Raw genomic sequence first — 16,983 nt, 5'->3', positions numbered from 1 at the left:
GTCCGCTACTGGCGAAAGACAGAGGATGACCGCATGACCGCTGCAAGCGCCGGCAAGGCCGCCAACGACCTTAATCCATTCTGGATGCCGTTCACGGCGAACCGCGCCTTCAAGGCGCAGCCTCGCCTGTTCGCCTCGGCCAGGGACATGCACTACTTCACGCCGGACGGCCGGGCGGTGCTGGACGGCACCGCCGGCCTGTGGTGCGTCAACGCCGGTCACGCCCGCCGGCCGATCGTCGAGGCCATCCAGCGTCAGGCCGAGATTCTGGACTACGCCCCGACCTTCCAGCTGGGCCATCCGCTGGCGTTCGAGTTGGCCTCGCGTCTGGGCATGCTGCTGCCCGGCGACCTAAACCACGTCTTCTTCGCCGGTTCGGGGTCAGAGGCGGTCGACACCGCCCTGAAGATCGCCCTCGCCTATCAATCGGCCAGGGGGTTCGAGAACCGCACCCGCCTGATCGGCCGCCAGAAGGGCTATCACGGCGTCGGCTTCGGCGGCATTTCCGTCGGCGGGCTGGAGAACAACAAGCGCGGCTTCCCCACCCTGCCCAACGTCGACCACCTGTCGCACACGCTGAATCTGGACGAGGCCGCCTTTACGCGCGGCCAGCCCGTCTGGGGCCTGCATCTGGCCGATGAGCTGGAGGCCCTGATCGAGACCCACGGCGCCGAGACCATCGCCGGCGTCATCGTCGAGCCCATGTCCGGGTCGGCCGGGGTGATCGTGCCGCCGGTCGGCTATCTGGAGCGTCTGCGCGAGATTACGGCGCGGCACGGCATCCTGCTGATCTTCGATGAAGTCATCACCGGCTTCGGCCGCCTGGGCGCCCTGACGGCGGCCGAGGCGCTGGGCGTCACGCCCGATCTGATGACCTGCGCCAAGGGTCTCACCAACGGCGCCGTGCCGATGGGCGCCGTCGGCGTCAGCAGCGCCGTCTACCAGGCGGTGGTCGAGCGCGCGGCCGGGCCGGGCATCGAGTTCTTCCACGGCTACACCTATTCCGGCCACCCGCTGGCGGCGGCGGCCGGTCTGGCGACGCTCGACGTTTATGAGAGCGAAGGCCTGTTCCAGCGCGCGACCGAACTGACGCCCTACTGGCAAGACGCAGTGCACAGTCTGAGGGGGCTGCGCCACGTCATCGATATCCGCGATCTGGGTCTGGTTGCGGGGATCGAGCTGGAGCCGCGTCCCGGCGCGCCCGGCGCCCGCGCGACCGAGGTCTTCCACCAGGCGTTCGACGAAGGGCTGCTGATCCGGGTGACGGCGGATGTCATCGCCCTGTCGCCCCCGCTGATTATCAGCCGGGAACAGATCGACGAACTGATCGGCCGCCTGTCAGGGATCATAGAAAAAACACCCTGATCAGGGGTGTCGAGGAGGGGGAATAGAATGAGAAAACACCTACTGGCGTCGTCGGTCAGCCTGCTGACCCTGGCCGCCTTCTCCAACGCGAACGCTCAGAGCGACGCCCGATCGGGGGATCAGGCCACGCGCGTCGACGAGATCATCGTCACCGCCCAGCGTCGCGAGCAGGCCAGCCAGGACGTGGGCGTCTCGCTCAGCGTCATCGGCGGCGAACAATTGGACGAGAAGGGCATATCGGTCGTCAACGATCTGGAGAACGCCGTCCCCAACATGGAGGTCGACAGCCAGTTCGGCGGCGGCCAGCCTCAGTTCCGCATCCGCGGCATCGGCGCGCGCGAATACTCCTCGAACAACGCCTCGACGGTCGGCATCTATGTCGATGAAGTGGCCCATCCCTATACGGTGACGACCCAGGGCGCCCTGTTCGACGTGGCGCGCATGGAAGTCCTGCGCGGCCCGCAAGGCACCCTCTACGGCCGCAACACCACCGGCGGCGCCATCAACATCATCACCAATGCGCCCACGGCCGACTTCCGCGCCGGCTTCAACGCCGAATACGGCACGTTCGATCGCTTCAAGGTCGAGGGCTATGTCTCGGGTCAGATCGCGCCCAACCTGCTGGGCCGCCTGGCCGCCGTCACCGAACAGGGCGGCGCCTGGCAATACCACCGCGACACCGGCGAAAAGCTGGGCGACCTCGACAAGAGCGCCATCCGCGGCCGCCTGACCTGGGACGCCAGCGAGGCCGTCACTGTCGACCTGGCCGCCACCTATTCGATCGACAAGTCGGACGGCCGCGGCTTCCGCCTGCTGGGGCCGTACACGGTTTCGGGCGGCGCCGTGACCTATCCCAAGGACACGGCCTGGAGGATCACGGGCTGGGGCATATCGCCGGAAATGGCGGCCGTGGCCGGGGTCGGCCTGAACGCCAAGCCGTTCCGCGACAACGACGGCTTCGACGTCAGCGCCCGCATCAAGGCTGACCTGGGCTGGGCCGACCTGACCTCGATCACCGCCTACCAGACCTTTTCGCGCAGCGAGTTCAACGACTGGGACAGCACCCGCTTCAACGAGTCGAACGTCTTCTTCTACAACGACATCGACGTCTTCGCTCAGGAGCTGCGCCTGAGCTCCAACGGAGACGGGCCCCTCAGCTGGATGATCGGCGCCCACTATGCTGACGAAAGCATCGACGGCGGCTTCTACACCAACTTCCGGGGGCAGCCGAACCTGATCAACACCGCCTATGGCCAGTCGGTGTCAGCCTTCGGCGTCTTCACCCACAACTCCTATCAGGTGAACGAGCGCCTGAACTTGATCGCCGGCCTGCGTTGGGAGACGGAAGAGCGGACCCTGGACAGCGGCGGCACCTCGGTCGCGCCCAATCCGCCGCCGCCGACCGCCAGCTACGACACCGATCTCAACGAGGTCTCCGGCCGCCTGGGCCTGGAATACAAGCTGACAGACGACGCCCTCTTCTACGCCAGCGTGGCGCGCGGGGTGAAATCAGGCGGCTTCACCACCTACAACGCCACCTCGGCGACCCCGTTCAAGCCGGAAATCGTCATCGCCTATGAGGCCGGGATCAAGTCGGACCTGTTCGATCGTCGCCTGCGTCTGAACGGCGCCCTGTTCTACTATGACTACAAGGACCAGCAGGTTCAGGGGCTGGAATACGACCGGATCACCGGCCGCCTGGGCAAGATCACCAATGTGCCCAAGTCGCACATCTGGGGCGGCGAAATCGAGCTGACCTGGGTGCCGGTCGACGGCCTGACCATCAGCCAGAACATCGGCTACAAGACCGGCGAGTATGACGAGTACTTCGCCATCGACGGCGCCAAGACCGACGCCGCCAATCCCAAGGACGGTCCCTGGGACGTCATCATCACCAACGACCGCTCCGGCGAACGCCTGTCCTTCCCCAAGATGAACTACGGCGGCTCGGTCGCCTATGACTGGGAAGCGGCCGGGTGGGAGCTGCGCGCCGAGACCAACTACAACTATCGGGACGAGCTGTATTCCGTCAGCTCCTCATCGATCATCGACGCCTACTGGCTCTGGAACGCCAACTTCAGCGTCAGCCCGGCCGGCGCCAACTGGCGCGCGGGCCTGTGGGTGCGGAACATGTTCAACACCTACTACGAAGAGACCCGCAACGGCTTCAACGGCTCGGCGCGCCCGACCACCTCGCCCAGCCAGGGCCGCACCTACGGCGTGCGCCTGTCGATGGACTTCTAAGGCTTCCTCCCGAGTGAGGCGGGCCGGTTCCGGCCGGTCCGCCTTGCGCCTTTTCCTGATGGTATGATGGCTTACTCCGCTTCCCGCCTTGATCGCCGCACCCTGCTGACGGGTCTGGTCGTCGCGCCCGCCGTGCTGAGTTTCGGTCGCGCCCAGGCGGGCGGCGCCTATCTGTTTCCGCTGGGCGTCGCCAGCGGCGATCCCGCGCCGGACGGCTTCGTCATCTGGACCCGACTGGCCGCCGATCCTCTGGCCGCCGACGGTCAGGGCGGCCTCGACGCCGCCATTCCCGTGCGCTGGGAGGTCGCCGCCGACGACCAGTTCCGCCGCATCGTCGCCTCCGGCAGCGTGACCGCCGTCCGCGACGCTGCACACAGCCTGCACGTCGAGGTCGCGGGCCTCAGCCCCCACCGCCCCTACTGGTATCGCTTCACCGCCCAGGGCCAGCAGAGCCCAATCGGCCGCGCCCTGACCACCCCCGCCCCCAACGCCAGCGCGGACCGGCTGCGCCTCGCCGTCGCCTCCTGCTCGCACTGGGAGCGCGGCTATTTCAGCGCCTACGGCCACATGGCCGACGAGGCGCCGGACCTGACCCTGTTCCTGGGCGACTACATCTATGAATACAGCCTGGGGCCGGACCGCGCCGACCAGGTGGTGCGCCCCTACAACCTCGAGGAAGCGACATCGCTGGCGGGCTATCGCAACCGCTACGCCCTGCACCGCACCGATGCGAACCTGCAGCGTCTGCACGCCGCCGCCCCCTGCCTCGCCGTCTGGGACGATCACGAGGTTCAGGACGACTATTCCGGCGTCTGGTCCAAGATTTCGGGCGTTGCCCCCAATGACTTCCTGCAACGCCGCGCCGCCGCCTATCAGGCCTTCTATGAGGCCATGCCGATCCGTCGCACGCGCTTGAGCGCCAGCCTCCAGATGCCGATCTATCGCCGCGTCCGCTATGGCAAGCTGGCCGAGTTCTTCATGCTGGACGGCCGCCAGTACCGCTCGAAACAGCCGTGCAGCGACGGCGCCAACGGCGGCAAGGGCCAGATCGTCACCGATGCGACCTGCACCGACCGGCTGGACCCGTCGCGCACCTTCCTCGGCTTCGAGCAGGAGCGCTGGCTGTATGACGGCCTGGCCCGCGCTGAGGCGCGCTGGAACATCCTGGGCCAGAACCTGGTGATGGCGGGCCTCCGCCTGGCGCGCAGCCCGGCCGATGAAAACCGCTACTGGACCGACACCTGGGACGGCTTCCCCGCCGCCCGCGACCGTCTGACCTCGGCCCTGTCGGAACTGAAGCCGTCCAACCCCGTCGTCCTCAGCGGCGACTACCATTCGTTCTGGACCAACGACGTGAAGCTGGACAGCCGCGACCCGTCGTCGGCCACCGTGGCGACCGAGTTCGTCGGCACCTCCATCACCTCGACCGGCCCCAGCTACGACGGGCTGATGGCCGTCATGCCCAATAATCCGCAGGTGAAATTCTTCGACAGTCGCCCGCGCGGCTATATGTCGATCGACGTGCGCCCCGACCGCATGGATACGCGCTATCAGGTCATCAGCGATGTGCGCGATCCCAAGGCCAGCCTGTCGACCCTGAAATCCTGGACCGTTGAATCGGGCCGCCCCGGCGCCGTCGCCGCATGATCCCTTCTACCCGGAGTTTTCCCATGACCACCTCGCGCCGCTCTTCTTCCCTCATCGCGATGAGCCTGGCTCTCGCGCTCGGCGGAGCGTTGAGCGGCTGCGCCGGGGCGGTGTCGACGCAGACGGCGGCGACTGCGCCCGTGACCTTCTGGGAAGGCTTCCGCGATCACCCGCACGGCTATCTGACCGCCGAGAACACGCCCAACGCCGCCAACTTCCTGCCGCCGCCGCCCGAGGAAGGCTCACTGCGCGAACAGGCCGACATCGCCGCCTATCGCGCCATGCGGTCGCTGGAAGGCTCCGAACGCTGGGCCATCGCCCGCGCCGACAATGAGATCGAAACGCCCGGCGCCCCGCGCGCCTTCGACTGCGCCCTCGGTTTCAAGTTCGAGCCGGAAACAGATGCCGACGCTCACCCTGCTGATGGGCAAGATGCTGGGCGATCTGGAGATGATCCAGACCCCGGCCAAGAAGGGCTATTTCCGCAAGCGCCCCTTCGTGGTCGAGCCGCTGCCGACCTGCATCGCGCCCGAGACCTGGCTGGCGGCCAGCGGATCCTATCCGTCGGGCCACTCGGCGCTGGGCTGGGCCTGGGGCCTGGTGCTGGCCGAACTGGCGCCCGACCGCGCCGACGCCATCCTGCGCCGCGGCCTGGCCTATGGCGAAAGCCGCGCGGTGTGCGGCGTCCACTATCCCAGCGACGTCGAGGCGGGCCGCATCGTCGGCGCGACCATCGTCACCCGGCTGAAGGCCGATCCGGCGTTCCAGGCCGATTTCGCCAAGGCCAAGGAAGAGTTCGACGCCGCCCGCGCCGCCGCGACCGAGGCTACGGCCGCCTGCCCCGCCTCGCTGGCGCGCCAGCCGTGGTGAGGCGCGCTTAATCCATGGCGTGAAAGCAAATCCATGACGTAGGCTGACGAAGATCGGCCACGTCGCAAGGGGGAGACCGAGGGAAGGTGACGAAGACAGGGGCGACATGCGTCGCGACAGCATCCCGACGGCGCGGCCGGAACGGCGGGCTTCGGCCCGGCCTGATCACGCTCGTGCTGTCGCTGGCCCTGTGCCTCGTCTGGGGCCTGACCGCGCCGCAGGTTCAGGCGCAGGCGCCGCGTGACCGCCTGATCCTCGGCCTGCCGCTGGAGCCGCCGAACCTCGATCCGACCTCGGGCGCGGCGGCGGCGGTGGATGAAGTCGTCTACGCCAACGTCTTCGAAGGCCTGACCCGTCTGACCCAGAACGGCGCCGTCGCCCCGTCGCTGGCCGAGTCATGGGAGGCCGCCCCCGACGGCCTGACCTGGACCTTCCACCTGAGACGCGGCGTCACCTTCTCGGACGGCTCGCCGTTCGACGCATCAGTGGCGAAGTTCTCCCTGGACCGCATCACGGCCGAAGGCTCGACCAACGCCCAGAAGGCCCTGTTCGCGCCGATCCAGAGCGTCGAGGTCGTCGATCCGGCGACCATCCGCATCCGCCTGTCGCGGCCGATGGCCACCCTGCCCTATGTTCTGGCCTGGGGCGACGCGGTGATGGTTTCGCCGAGCAGCGCGGCCACCAACGCCGTCACGCCGGTCGGCACCGGCCCGTTCAAGCTGCAGAACTGGCAGCGCGGCAGCCAGCTGACCCTGATCCGCCGCGACGGCTACTGGGGTCCGACGCCCCGTCTGAACACCGTCGTCTTCCGCTTCATCAGCGATCCAACCGCCGCCTTCGCCGCCGTCAGCGCGGGCGACGTGGGACGCCTTCCCCAACTATCCTGCGCCCGAGAACGTCGCCCAGTTCCAGCGCGACCCGCGCTTCCGCGTCGTCGTCGGCGCCTCCGAAGGCAAGGTCATTCTGGGGATCAACAACAACAAGGCGCCGTTCAACGACGTGCGGGTGCGCCGCGCCCTGTCCTACGCCATCGACCGCGACGCCCTGATCCAGGGGGCCATGTTCGGCTTCGGCCAGCCCATCGGCAGCCATTATTCGCGTCAGGCGCCGGGCTATGTCGACCTGACCGGCCTCTATCCGCACGATCCCGCCAAGGCGCGCGCCCTGTTGGCCGAGGCGGGCTATCCCAACGGCATCGACGTGACGCTTCGCCTGCCGCCCCGCCCCTACGCCCGGCGCAGCGGCGAGGTGCTGATCTCGCAACTGGCCGAAGCAGGCATCCGCGCCAAGATCGAGAATCTGGAGTGGGCCCAGTGGCTGGACCAGGTGTTCAAACGCCGCCAGTTCGACCTGACCATCGTCGAGCACGTCGAGCCGATGGACTACGACATCTACGGCCGCAAGGACTACTATTTCGGCTACGACAGCCCGGCCTTCGACGCCCTGCTGGCGCAGGTCAACGCCGCCCCGGACGAGCCGACGCGCAACCGCCTGCTGGGCGACCTGCAACGCCGCATCGCCGATGACGCGGTCAACGGCTTCCTGTTCCAGTCCTCGCGCATCGGCGTGTGGAAGGCGGACGTGAACGGCCTGTGGATCAACGGCCCCATCGCCGCCAACGACGTCACCGGCGCCTACTGGACCGGCGCGGGCGCGGCTACGACCTCCAACGCCGAGCGTACCGGCGGCGGCCTGCCCTGGGGCTGGATCAGCCTGATCACGGGCGCCGCCCTGCTGGCCTTCGTCGCCTGGCGCTTCGGCGCGGCCTGGCTGCTGAAGAAGCTGGGCGGCCACGCCCTGACCCTGCTGGCGGCGACCGTGGTCATCTTCCTGTTGCTGCAGGTCGTGCCCGGCGATCCGGCCAGCTATATGATGGGGCTGAACGCCAGCCCGGAATCCATCGTCGCCCTGCGCCAGCAGATGGGCCTCGAAGGCTCCGGCCTTGAGCGTTATTTCGCCTGGCTCGGCGACCTGCTGACCGGCAAGTTCGGCACCAGCTACACCTATCAGGTGCCGGTCGGCGGGCTGATCGCGGAACGTCTGGCCGTGTCCGCGCCACTGGCCCTGATGGCCACCGTCCTGTCGCTGATCGTCGCCCTGCCCATCGGCGTCACCGCCGCCAGCCGCCGAGGCCACCGCCGTCGACACCGGCCTGATCGGCGTCACGCAAGTGGGCGTCGCCCTGCCCAATTTCTGGATCGCCATGCTGCTGATCCTGCTGTTCTCGGTGAACCTGGGCTGGTTCTCGGCGGGCGGCTTCCCCGGCTGGAGCGCGGGCTTCTGGCCCGCCTTCAAGGCCCTGATCCTGCCTGCTGTCGCGCTGGCCGCGCCGCAGGCCGCCATCCTCGCCCGCGTCCTGCGCACCGCCCTGCTCGACACCATGAACGAGGACTATGTCCGCACCGCCCGCGCCAAGGGTCTGTCGGTCAATCAGGCCCTGTGGCGCCACGCCTTGCGCAACGCCTGGATCCCGGTCCTGACCATCCTCGGCCTTCAGTTCCCCTTCCTGCTGGCGGGCGGCATCATCATCGAAAACGTCTTCTCCCTGCCCGGCCTCGGCCGACTGGTCTTCCAGGCCATCACCCAGCGCGACCTGATCGTCGTGCAGAGCGTCGTGGTGGTGCTGGTCTTCGCCGTGGTTCTGGTCAGCTTCCTGATCGACCTGGCCTATCTGTTCGCCGATCCGCGCCTGAGGGGACGCCGCGCATGACCGACGCCCCCGCCATCATCGCCCCCGCCAAACCCCGCGTGCGCTGGCCCCTGTCGCTGATCGTCGGCGCGACGCTGACGGCCGTCGTCCTGCTAACCGCCCTGCTGGCCCTCGTCTGGACGCCCTATGACGTCGAGGCGGTCGACATCGCCGCCAAGCTGACCGCCCCCTCCGCCGCCCACTGGATGGGCACCGACCACTTCGGCCGCGACGTGTTGTCCATGATCATGGCAGGCGCGCAGAACTCCCTCGTCGTCGCCTTCGTCGCCGTCGGCATCGGCGTCGCCATCGGCACGCCTCTGGGCCTGACGGCGGCGGCGCGCGGCGGCTGGATCGACGAACTGGTCATGCGCGGCAACGACCTGATCTTCGCCTTCCCCGCCCTGCTGCTGGCCGTGATGATCACCGCCGTCATGGGACCGGGCGCGATCAACGCCGTCATCGCCATCGGCGTCTTCAACATTCCCGTCTTCACCCGCGTCGCGCGCGGCGCGGCGCAAGGCCTGTGGACCCGCGAATACGTCCTGGCCGCCCGCACGGCGGGCAAGTCCAAGGCCCTGATCTCGGTCCAGCACATCCTGCCCAATCTGATGAGCCTGCTGGTCGTGCAGGCTGCGATCCAGTTCGCCGTCGGCATCGTCGCCGAGGCCGGTCTGTCCTACGTCGGCCTGGGCGCCCAGCCGCCCGCGCCCAGCTGGGGCCGGATGCTGGCCGAAGCCCAGACCATGATCGGCTTCGCGCCGTGGCTGGCCATCATGCCGGGCCTCGCCATCTTCGTGACCGTGCTGGGCCTCAGCCTGACCGGCGACGGCCTGCGCGACCTGTTCGACCCGCGCGTGCGGCGGGAGCGTTGACCATGACCGTCCTCGACATCCGCGACCTCAGCCTGTCGATCGGCCAGACGCCGATCCTGAAGAACGTCAGCCTGTCCGTCGCCCCCGGCGAGATTCTCGGCCTTGTCGGCGAGAGCGGCTCGGGCAAGTCCATGACCTCCCTGGCCGTGCTGGGCCTGACGCCGCCGCGCGCGACCCTGACCGGCGAGATCCGCCTGAACGGTCAGCTCATCTCGAACGCGCCTGACGCCGTGATGCAGCAGGTGCGCGGCCGCGACGTGGGCATCATCTTTCAGGAGCCGATGACGGCCCTGAACCCCGTCATGACCATCGGCGACCAGGTCGCCGAGACCGTGCGCCTGCACAAGAAGAGCTCGCGCAAGGAAGCCCTCGCCGTCGCCCGCGCCGTGCTCGACCGCGTCGGCCTGCCCGCCGAACGCTTCCCCCTGACCCGCTATCCGCACGAGCTATCGGGCGGCCAGAGGCAGCGCGTCGCCATCGCCATCGCCATCGCCCTGACGCCGAAACTGCTGATCGCGGACGAGGCGACGACGGCGCTGGACGTCACGACCCAGGCCCAGGTGCTGGACCTGCTGAAGCGGCTGGTGCGCGAGGACGGCATGGGCCTGATCCTCATCACCCACGACCTCGCCGTCGTGGCCGAAACCGCCGACCGGCTAGCGGTGATGAAGGATGGCGAACTGGTCGAGGAAGCGCCCGTCGACCGCATCCGCACAGGCATGGCCCACGCCTATTCCCAACGCCTGCTGGCCAATGCGACCCACGCCCCCACGCGCCGCAGCCGCCCGCAGGCCGACGCCGCCCCTGTGCTGCAGGTCGAGGGTCTGGTGCGCGAATACGGCGGCGCCCCCGCCCTGTTCGGCAAATCGAAGACCTTCCGCGCCGTCGATCAGGTCAGCCTGTCGATCCAGCCGGGCGAGAGCGTCGGACTGGTCGGCGAAAGCGGCTGCGGCAAGTCCACCCTGCTGCGTGCCATCCTGGCGCTGGAAACGCCGCAAGGCGGCCGTGTCCGGGTCAAGGGCCGCGACATCACCGCCGCGCGCGGCGCCGCGCTGAAGTCCATCCGCCGCGACATCCAGGTGGTGTTCCAAGACCCCTACGGCAGCTTCGATCCGCGCTGGAAGGTCAGCGATCTGGTGGCCGAGAACTTCCACCTGCTGGACGCCAAGCCCTCTCCCGCCGAGGCCCGCCGCCGCGTCGATGAAATGCTGGAGCGCGTCGGCCTGACCAGCAACGCCGCCGACCGCTATCCGCACGAGTTCTCGGGCGGCCAGCGCCAGCGCATCGCCATCGCCCGCGCCCTGATCACCGAACCGTCGGTCATCTGTCTGGACGAGGCGGTCTCGGCGCTGGACGTGTCCGTGCGGGCGCAGGTGCTGGACCTGCTGGCCGATCTGTCGGACCGGCTGGGTCTGTCCTACCTCTTCGTCACCCACGACCTCAGCGTGGTGCGCACGGTGACGGATCGCCTGCTGGTCATGCAGGCCGGAAAGATCGTCGAACAGGGCGATACGGCCGCCGTCTTCGCCGCCCCTTCGCACCCCTATACGCAGAAACTTCTGGCGGCGACGCCGGATCTGGTCCGCAATCACGCTCTGGAAAAGGAAACCGCCGGATGAACCGCAGAACCGTCCTCGGCTCGGCCCTGATCGGCGCCGCAGCCTCCGCAGCAGGAGCCGCCAGCGCCAAGCCCGCCGCCCAGAGCGCCGCCCGCGCTTCCGGCCGCACCGGGCCGCTGAACCTGATCACCGACGTCGAGGGCATCAAGGTCGGTCAGGCCCACGACGCGAGCGTCCGCACCGGCGTCACCGTCATCCTGGCCGAAAAGCCCGCTGTGGCAGCGGTGGACGTGCGCGGCGGCGGTCCCGCCGGACGCGAGACCGACGTCCTGCGCGCCGAAAACCTGGTGCAGGAGGTGGACGCCATCATCCTGTCGGGCGGGTCGGTCTATGGTCTCGGCTCGGCCGACAGCGTCGCCGCCTGGATGGGGATGCGCGGGCGCGGCTACGGCATGGGCGGGGCGCCGGGCGTGCCGCCCTCGCCCATCATCCCGACCGCCTGTCTCTACGACCTGGCCAACGGCGGCGACAAGGCGTGGGAGATGGAGCCCCCCTATCGCCGCCTGTCGGTTCAGGCGCTGGAGGCCGCAGGCGACCGCTTCGATCTCGGCACCGCAGGCGCGGGCTATGGCGCCGAAGCGGGCGCGCTGAAGGGCGGGATCGGCTCGGCCTCGGCGGTCATGGCGGCGGGCTGGACGGTCGGCGCCATCGTGGCGGTCAACAGCGTCGGCTCGGTCGTGGCGCCGGGCGGCAAGAGCTTCTGGGCCGCCCCCTATGAGATCGGCGACGAGTTCGGCGGTCTGGGATCATCGGGCCTGCACGCCTCGGCCGAGGACTGGGGCCCCTCCAAGTTCCGGCCCCAGCCGCGCGAGAACACCACCATCGCCTGCATCGCCACCGACGTCGCCCTGACCCGCGTGGAGCTTCAGCGCATGGCCATCATGGCCCAGGACGGCATGGCGCGCGCCATCCGCCCGGCCCACGCGCCGTTCGACGGCGACACCCTGTTCAGCCTGTCCACGGGCAAGAAGGTCATCGCTGACCCGGCCCTGCGTCAGGTCGTGGTCGCCCAGCTCGGCAACGTCGCCGCCGACGTCCTGGCCCGCGCCGTGGCGCGCGGCGTCTATCACGCGACCAACTATGAGGGCATGACCGGCAAGACCTGGCGGGAGCTGTAACCCCACGTCCTTCTCCCCACCGGGGGAGGAGGTGGGCGTCGGAGGCGCTCGGATGAGGGGGACGCCTCAACGCTCTCGACGCCCGCTTTTGCGGACACAGCCCCCTCATCCGTCATGCTTCGCCTGACACCTTCTCCCCCGGCGGGGAGAAGGGCCTTTAGATCGGCGCCCCCGGCGGCACCGCCTGCGCGACCGGCAGCGTCTCGCTCAGCGCCTTCAGCCCCTCGACCGGCCCGGTCAGAGCCTCCGCCAGATAGGCGCACTGCGCCGTCTCCAGCCGATCGCCGCGGCAACGCTTCAGCTGCTCGCCGAACCGCCGCGCGCTGTCACGCACCGCGCCCTGCGCCGTCGAGGACAAATCCTTGCCCTGGATCAGCGCGGCCAGATGGGCGGCGTAGCGGGCGCGGGCGACGCGGCGCAGCTCGGCCTGACGCGGGCTCAACGCCGCGCCCGGCCCGACGGCGACCGCCACCCGATCCAGCGTCTCGACCAGGCCCAACTGCCCCGGATCGCGGCGCTCCTGCTCGACCAGACGGTTCAGCCGCTCCGGCGCCAACAGGGTTTCAAACACCACCTCGGTCGCCGCCGCCGCCGCCGAGGACGGATCGAACACGGCGTCGGTCTTGCCCTCGAACAGCTCGATCTGGGTCTGGCGATCCGAATTGCCCGACTGGGCCGAGGACAGCAGGTCGATCAGATCGTCGCGCAGGTCCAGTTCGGCCGGAGACAGGGCCAGCATCAGGGCCTCCAGCGCCGCGCGCTGTTTGTCCGCAGGCACGACCTCGGCCCGCTCACGCCCTTCGCCGCTGACGGCGTAGCTGTAGTCCAAGCCGCCGATCTGACGTCCCACCGCCGTCGTCTGATAGCGGTGATAGAGATAGATCGGCACGATGACCCGGCGCAGGTCCGCCGCCGGCGCCCCCGCCGGCAGATTGGCCAGGCCGAAGCGCGACAGGGCGATGCGCCGCACCGCCAGGGTGTTGGCGAACTCGGCGGTCGGGTCTGTTCCGTTGTCCCACATGGCGCCGTAGGGCTGCAGGCTGCCCAGCGGACGGGTGTCGGTGTCGTTGACGAAGCGGTAGCCCTTTGCTTGCGCCTCGGCGGCCAAGGCCGCTCTCCGCGCGATCGGATCACGTCCCGGCGCGTCGCCATAGAGCCAGTCGACGACATAGCGGTCCCAGGCGCCGACGCCGGTCGTATAGGCCTGGCTGAAGTCCAGCCGGTCCCCGTCCGCGATCACCCACGGCGCCGGATAATCCATGACCGAGGCCCGCCCCTCGAAGGTGGAGGCGGCGAAGTTGTGAGCAATGCCCAGGGCGTGGCCGATCTCGTGCGCCGACAGGTGGCGCAGGCGGTGATAGGCCAGACGGTCCGGGTCGTCCTCGCCGCCCGTGCCGCTGCGGGCGGCGCCGATCAGCCCTTCGATGATCATCTTGTCCTGACGGTCGCGCAGGGAGCCCAGTTGCACCACGCCGCGCACGATCTCGCCGGTGCGGGGGTCGTTGACGCTGGTCCCGGTCGACCAGCCGCGCGTCTCGCGGTGAACCCAGGAGATGATGTTGTAGCGGGCGTCCATCGGATGCGCCCCCTCGGGCAGGAGCTCGACACGGAAGGCGTTAAGATAGCCCGCCTGTTCAAAGGCCTGCGCCCACCAGTTGCCGCCCTCGATCAGGGCCTCGCGGATGGCGGGCGGGGCGGCGCGATCGACGTAGAAGACGATGGGCTTCTTCACCGTCGAGCGCGCGGCGGTCGGATCCGTCTTCTCCAGCCGGAACCGGCGGGCCAGCCGACTGACCACCGGCTGATCCAAGTCGGCGGCGAAATCCGTCACCGTCACCTGAGCCGAGGTGCCCGACCGTGGATCATGCAGCACAGGCAGGAAGCCCTCGTCCGGCAGTCGGATGAACGAATGGCGCACCGCCAGGGTGACGGAACGGGTTTCCGGCGAAACGCGCGACAGCTCGCCGCCCGGCTCGTCGCTGGTGAAGGTCTGGACCGTCTGGAACTCCACATTGTCGGGGAAGACCAGGGTCTGGGCCGTATCGACGTAGCCGAGGCTGGCGGCCGGCTTGAACGTCCCCAGCCGCGCTCGCTTCAGACGGGAAACCACATTGACCGCGTCGCGCTCGAGAAAGCCCGAAAGGTCCACCGTGACCGAACCGTCGGCCCCGGCGTCCGTCGCCTCAGCCGACCAGACGACCGGCGAGACGAAGGAGGCGGCGACGGCGTTGACCTGATCCGGGTCGGCGTCCACGGCGCGGAAGCGATGGTTCTCGAAGGCGGCGAAGACCCGGTTCCCGACCTTGCGGAAGACCACGATCTGCGTCTGCCCCAGGCCCGAACGATCCAGCCCCGCTCCGTCCATGCCCAGGCCCGCCGACAGACCCGGCTGATACAGATAACGGCCCAGAACCCCGTCCGCGTCCGGCGCGGGCAGGCGCACCGAGACCTTGCCCTTGTCGCTGTCCTGTCGCACGCCGAACAGGCCGTCCCGCCAGGCGGCCGACGCCGCCGCCGAGGCGGGCGCGGACTGCGCCGCTACGGGAGCCGCCGCTCCAGCCAGAACCAGACCCGCGGCGCCCGCCAGAAGAACCTTGCGCAACATCGGCTTCCCCCTCCGATTGATTCAACAGCGGTCGTTCAGACCATCGAACGGCCGAAACAGCAAGCGGCGGCTCAGCGTACGCCCAGGGCCAGAGCATCCGGACGCCGAGTGTCGGCCGCGCCCAGGAAACGGTCGCCATCGACCATGATGGACTGGGTGCTCCCCATGGTCATCGACGGACGCACGGCGTGCCCCCGCTCGCGCAGCAGGCGCTCGACGTCGGGCGAAAAACCGCCTTCCAGCTCCAGCGGGCTGTCGCCTCCCGCCTGGTTCAGACGCGGACGCATGGCCGCCTCGGCCACGTTCAGATCGTGGTCGATCACGTTGGAGATCAGCTGGACCATGGTGGCGATGATGTAGCCGCCGCCGGGCGTGCCTGTGACCAGCCAGGGCTTGTCGTCCTTGAACACCACCATCGGCGTGATGGTCGAACCCAGGCGCTTGCCCGGCGCGGGCGAGTTCGGCTCCCCGCGCGTGCCCCACGAGAAGTTGTCCAGGTGGTTGTTCAGCAGGATGCCCGTCCCCACCGGGGCGACGTGCGCGCCGTAGGAGTTGGACAGGGTGTAGGTGTTCGACACCGCATTGCCGAAAGCGTCCGCGACCGAATAGTGGGTCGTGTCCTGGCTCTCATAGGGATAGGGGTTGCCCTCGGGGATATCGGCCGCTTTCAGGGTGCGGTCCAAGGCGATCAGTCGAACGCGTTCGGCGGCGAATTCCTTGCTCGCCAGCCCATGCGCCGGGGTGGTCCACTGCGGCGCCCCGCCGATCAGGCGACGGTCCGACGAGGTGATCTTCATCGCCTCGGAGATCAGGTGCAGGCTGTCGACGCTGCCCCACCTCATCGCGCGCAGGTCGAAATGCTCCAACAGGTTCAGCGCCTGGGCGACGCTGACGCCCGAGGCCGTCGGCGGCATATAGGCGATGCGATGGTCGCGATAGCTGCCCCAGATCGGCTCTGACACGTCGGCGCGGTAGGCGGCCATGTCGGCCATGGTGATCACCCCGCCCTGGGCCTGGACGCCCGCGACGATCTGGCGGGCCAACTCGCCCTTGTAGAACTCATCGGCCCCGCCGCGCGCCACCTTGCGCAGGCTCTCGGCCAACAGAGGCTGGCGGAAGATCTCGCCCGCGCGATAGGGGGTTCCGTCCGCCTTCAGATAGGCTTCGCGCGCGCCCGGATCGGTCGCCAGCACCCGCGCCCGCCCGGCCGTGGCGTCGGCCTCGCCGTCCGACAGGACATAGCCTTCCTCGGCCAGCTTGATCGCCGGCGCGACCAGATCGGCCCAGGGCATGGAGCCGAGCGCGCGTGCGCCTCCCACATGCCCATGACCGTGCCCCGGCACCGAGACGTTGATGAAGCCCGATGGCTTGCTGCGGTCAAAGCGGCCGCTGTCGTCCAGCAGCAGGTCCGGCGTCGTCGCCGCCGGCGCCGTGCCGTAGTAGTTGACGGCGATGGTCTGGGCCGGCCGCTCGGCCGTGGCCGCCATATGGACGATCATGTAGCCGCTGCCCGCCGATGTTGCCCGCACGCGGCAGGGTCACGGCTTCCGCGAAAGCCACGGCGACGGCCGAATCCACCGCATTGCCGCCCTGACGCAGGATTTCGACGCCCACGCGGGTGGCCGGGTCGCTCTGGCTGACCACCATGCCGCCGCGCCCCACCACGGGGCTGTGGATCTGGCCGTAGTTGACGATGTCGCCGCCGCTGCCCGTGGCGGGCCGGACCGGCGCGGCCTGTTTGGCCAGGACCGGCCCGCCCATCAGCATCAGGGCCGCCGTCAAGGCGACCAGGGTTCTGGGTTTGGTGATGTGCATGCAGCCCCCGTCACAATCCATCGCCGCCCCGCCTCGAACAGCGACGAGCGGACCGCGACGACTGACCTCAAATCCGATGAGCGAGCGATAGCATTGCTAAAAAGTCGACTTCAAGGGGCATTTCTTAGTGATTATT

General features: G+C 69.0%; 11 protein-coding genes and 2 pseudogenes. 10 read left to right on the top strand and 3 right to left on the bottom strand.

All coding sequences use genetic code 11. The annotated features are described in order from the left end of the window. The first annotated feature begins 33 nt into the window (after positions 1 to 33). From FGL25_RS04580 to FGL25_RS04545, 10 genes and pseudogenes are all read left to right on the top strand, one after another. A complete protein-coding gene (locus tag FGL25_RS04580; RefSeq protein WP_088410026.1) occupies positions 34 to 1,365 on the top strand; it encodes an aspartate aminotransferase family protein in 1,332 nt (443 codons plus the stop codon). A 27-nt stretch (positions 1,366 to 1,392) separates the two neighbouring features. After that, positions 1,393 to 3,609 (top strand): TonB-dependent receptor, encoded by a 2,217-nt coding sequence (locus FGL25_RS04575; protein WP_088410027.1) that lies wholly within the window; start codon positions 1,393 to 1,395, stop codon positions 3,607 to 3,609. A 66-nt stretch (positions 3,610 to 3,675) separates the two neighbouring features. Further along, positions 3,676 to 5,256, top strand: a complete 1,581-nt coding sequence (locus FGL25_RS04570) for an alkaline phosphatase D family protein (protein ID WP_252970022.1) — start codon at positions 3,676 to 3,678, stop codon at positions 5,254 to 5,256. A 402-nt stretch (positions 5,257 to 5,658) separates the two neighbouring features. Continuing rightward, positions 5,659 to 6,126: an acid phosphatase gene (locus tag FGL25_RS17310; protein WP_252970021.1), complete on the top strand. Its 468-nt coding sequence runs from the start codon at positions 5,659 to 5,661 to the stop codon at positions 6,124 to 6,126. An 86-nt stretch (positions 6,127 to 6,212) separates the two neighbouring features. Continuing rightward, positions 6,213 to 6,929, top strand: a pseudogene (locus FGL25_RS17305) (ABC transporter substrate-binding protein); the annotation flags it as partial. A gap of 19 nt (positions 6,930 to 6,948) precedes the next feature. Further along, positions 6,949 to 8,058: pseudogene (locus tag FGL25_RS17300) on the top strand (ABC transporter substrate-binding protein); the annotation flags it as partial. A 238-nt stretch (positions 8,059 to 8,296) separates the two neighbouring features. Beyond that, on the top strand, positions 8,297 to 8,836 hold the full coding sequence (locus FGL25_RS17295) for an ABC transporter permease (protein ID WP_252970020.1): 540 nt from the start codon (positions 8,297 to 8,299) through the stop codon (positions 8,834 to 8,836). Continuing rightward, on the top strand, positions 8,833 to 9,690 hold the full coding sequence (locus FGL25_RS17290) for an ABC transporter permease (protein WP_088410030.1): 858 nt from the start codon (positions 8,833 to 8,835) through the stop codon (positions 9,688 to 9,690). The genes FGL25_RS17295 and FGL25_RS17290 overlap by 4 nt, the downstream gene beginning before the upstream one ends. Positions 9,691 to 9,692: 2 nt before the next feature. Beyond that, positions 9,693 to 11,309 (top strand): ABC transporter ATP-binding protein, encoded by a 1,617-nt coding sequence (locus FGL25_RS04550; protein ID WP_138141069.1) that lies wholly within the window; start codon positions 9,693 to 9,695, stop codon positions 11,307 to 11,309. Then, complete coding sequence (locus FGL25_RS04545) at positions 11,306 to 12,427, top strand: P1 family peptidase (RefSeq protein WP_138141068.1); 1,122 nt, start codon at positions 11,306 to 11,308, stop codon at positions 12,425 to 12,427. The genes FGL25_RS04550 and FGL25_RS04545 overlap by 4 nt, the downstream gene beginning before the upstream one ends. 157 nt (positions 12,428 to 12,584) lie before the next feature. Here the strand turns inward: FGL25_RS04545 and FGL25_RS04540 are convergent, their stop codons facing one another. The 3 genes from FGL25_RS04540 to FGL25_RS16945 form a co-directional block, all read right to left on the bottom strand. Further along, positions 12,585 to 15,032: a zinc-dependent metalloprotease gene (locus FGL25_RS04540; protein WP_138141067.1), complete on the bottom strand. Its 2,448-nt coding sequence runs from the start codon at positions 15,030 to 15,032 to the stop codon at positions 12,585 to 12,587. A gap of 71 nt (positions 15,033 to 15,103) precedes the next feature. Next, positions 15,104 to 16,519: a gamma-glutamyltransferase gene (gene ggt, locus FGL25_RS04535; RefSeq protein WP_197733802.1), complete on the bottom strand. Its 1,416-nt coding sequence runs from the start codon at positions 16,517 to 16,519 to the stop codon at positions 15,104 to 15,106. Continuing rightward, positions 16,410 to 16,847, bottom strand: coding sequence for a gamma-glutamyltransferase (locus FGL25_RS16945; protein ID WP_197733801.1), 438 nt, complete (start codon positions 16,845 to 16,847; stop codon positions 16,410 to 16,412). Before FGL25_RS16945 ends, ggt begins: the two co-directional genes overlap by 110 nt. Positions 16,848 to 16,983 lie beyond the last annotated feature (136 nt).

It is taken from the genome of Brevundimonas vancanneytii (assembly GCF_901421975.1).
In the GTDB taxonomy this organism is placed as follows: Bacteria; Pseudomonadota; Alphaproteobacteria; order Caulobacterales; family Caulobacteraceae; genus Brevundimonas; species Brevundimonas diminuta.
The sequence above is the reverse complement of the archived record's forward strand: the minus strand, read 5'-3'. Positions and strand labels throughout refer to the sequence as shown.

What these genes read in the sequence shown, in the direction of transcription:
- FGL25_RS04545 (WP_138141068.1), top strand. Translation starts at nt 11,306, where the DNA reads ATGAACCGCAGAACCGTCCTCGGCTCGGCCCTGATCGGCGCCGCAGCC.
- FGL25_RS16945 (WP_197733801.1), bottom strand. Translation starts at nt 16,847, where the DNA reads ATGCACATCACCAAACCCAGAACCCTGGTCGCCTTGACGGCGGCCCTG.
- FGL25_RS04575 (WP_088410027.1), top strand. Translation starts at nt 1,393, where the DNA reads ATGAGAAAACACCTACTGGCGTCGTCGGTCAGCCTGCTGACCCTGGCC.
- FGL25_RS04540 (WP_138141067.1), bottom strand. Translation starts at nt 15,032, where the DNA reads ATGTTGCGCAAGGTTCTTCTGGCGGGCGCCGCGGGTCTGGTTCTGGCT.
- FGL25_RS04570 (WP_252970022.1), top strand. Translation starts at nt 3,676, where the DNA reads ATGGCTTACTCCGCTTCCCGCCTTGATCGCCGCACCCTGCTGACGGGT.
- FGL25_RS17310 (WP_252970021.1), top strand. Translation starts at nt 5,659, where the DNA reads ATGCCGACGCTCACCCTGCTGATGGGCAAGATGCTGGGCGATCTGGAG.
- FGL25_RS17290 (WP_088410030.1), top strand. Translation starts at nt 8,833, where the DNA reads ATGACCGACGCCCCCGCCATCATCGCCCCCGCCAAACCCCGCGTGCGC.
- FGL25_RS04580 (WP_088410026.1), top strand. Translation starts at nt 34, where the DNA reads ATGACCGCTGCAAGCGCCGGCAAGGCCGCCAACGACCTTAATCCATTC.
- FGL25_RS04550 (WP_138141069.1), top strand. Translation starts at nt 9,693, where the DNA reads ATGACCGTCCTCGACATCCGCGACCTCAGCCTGTCGATCGGCCAGACG.
- ggt (WP_197733802.1), bottom strand. Translation starts at nt 16,519, where the DNA reads ATGGCGGCCACGGCCGAGCGGCCGGCCCAGACCATCGCCGTCAACTAC.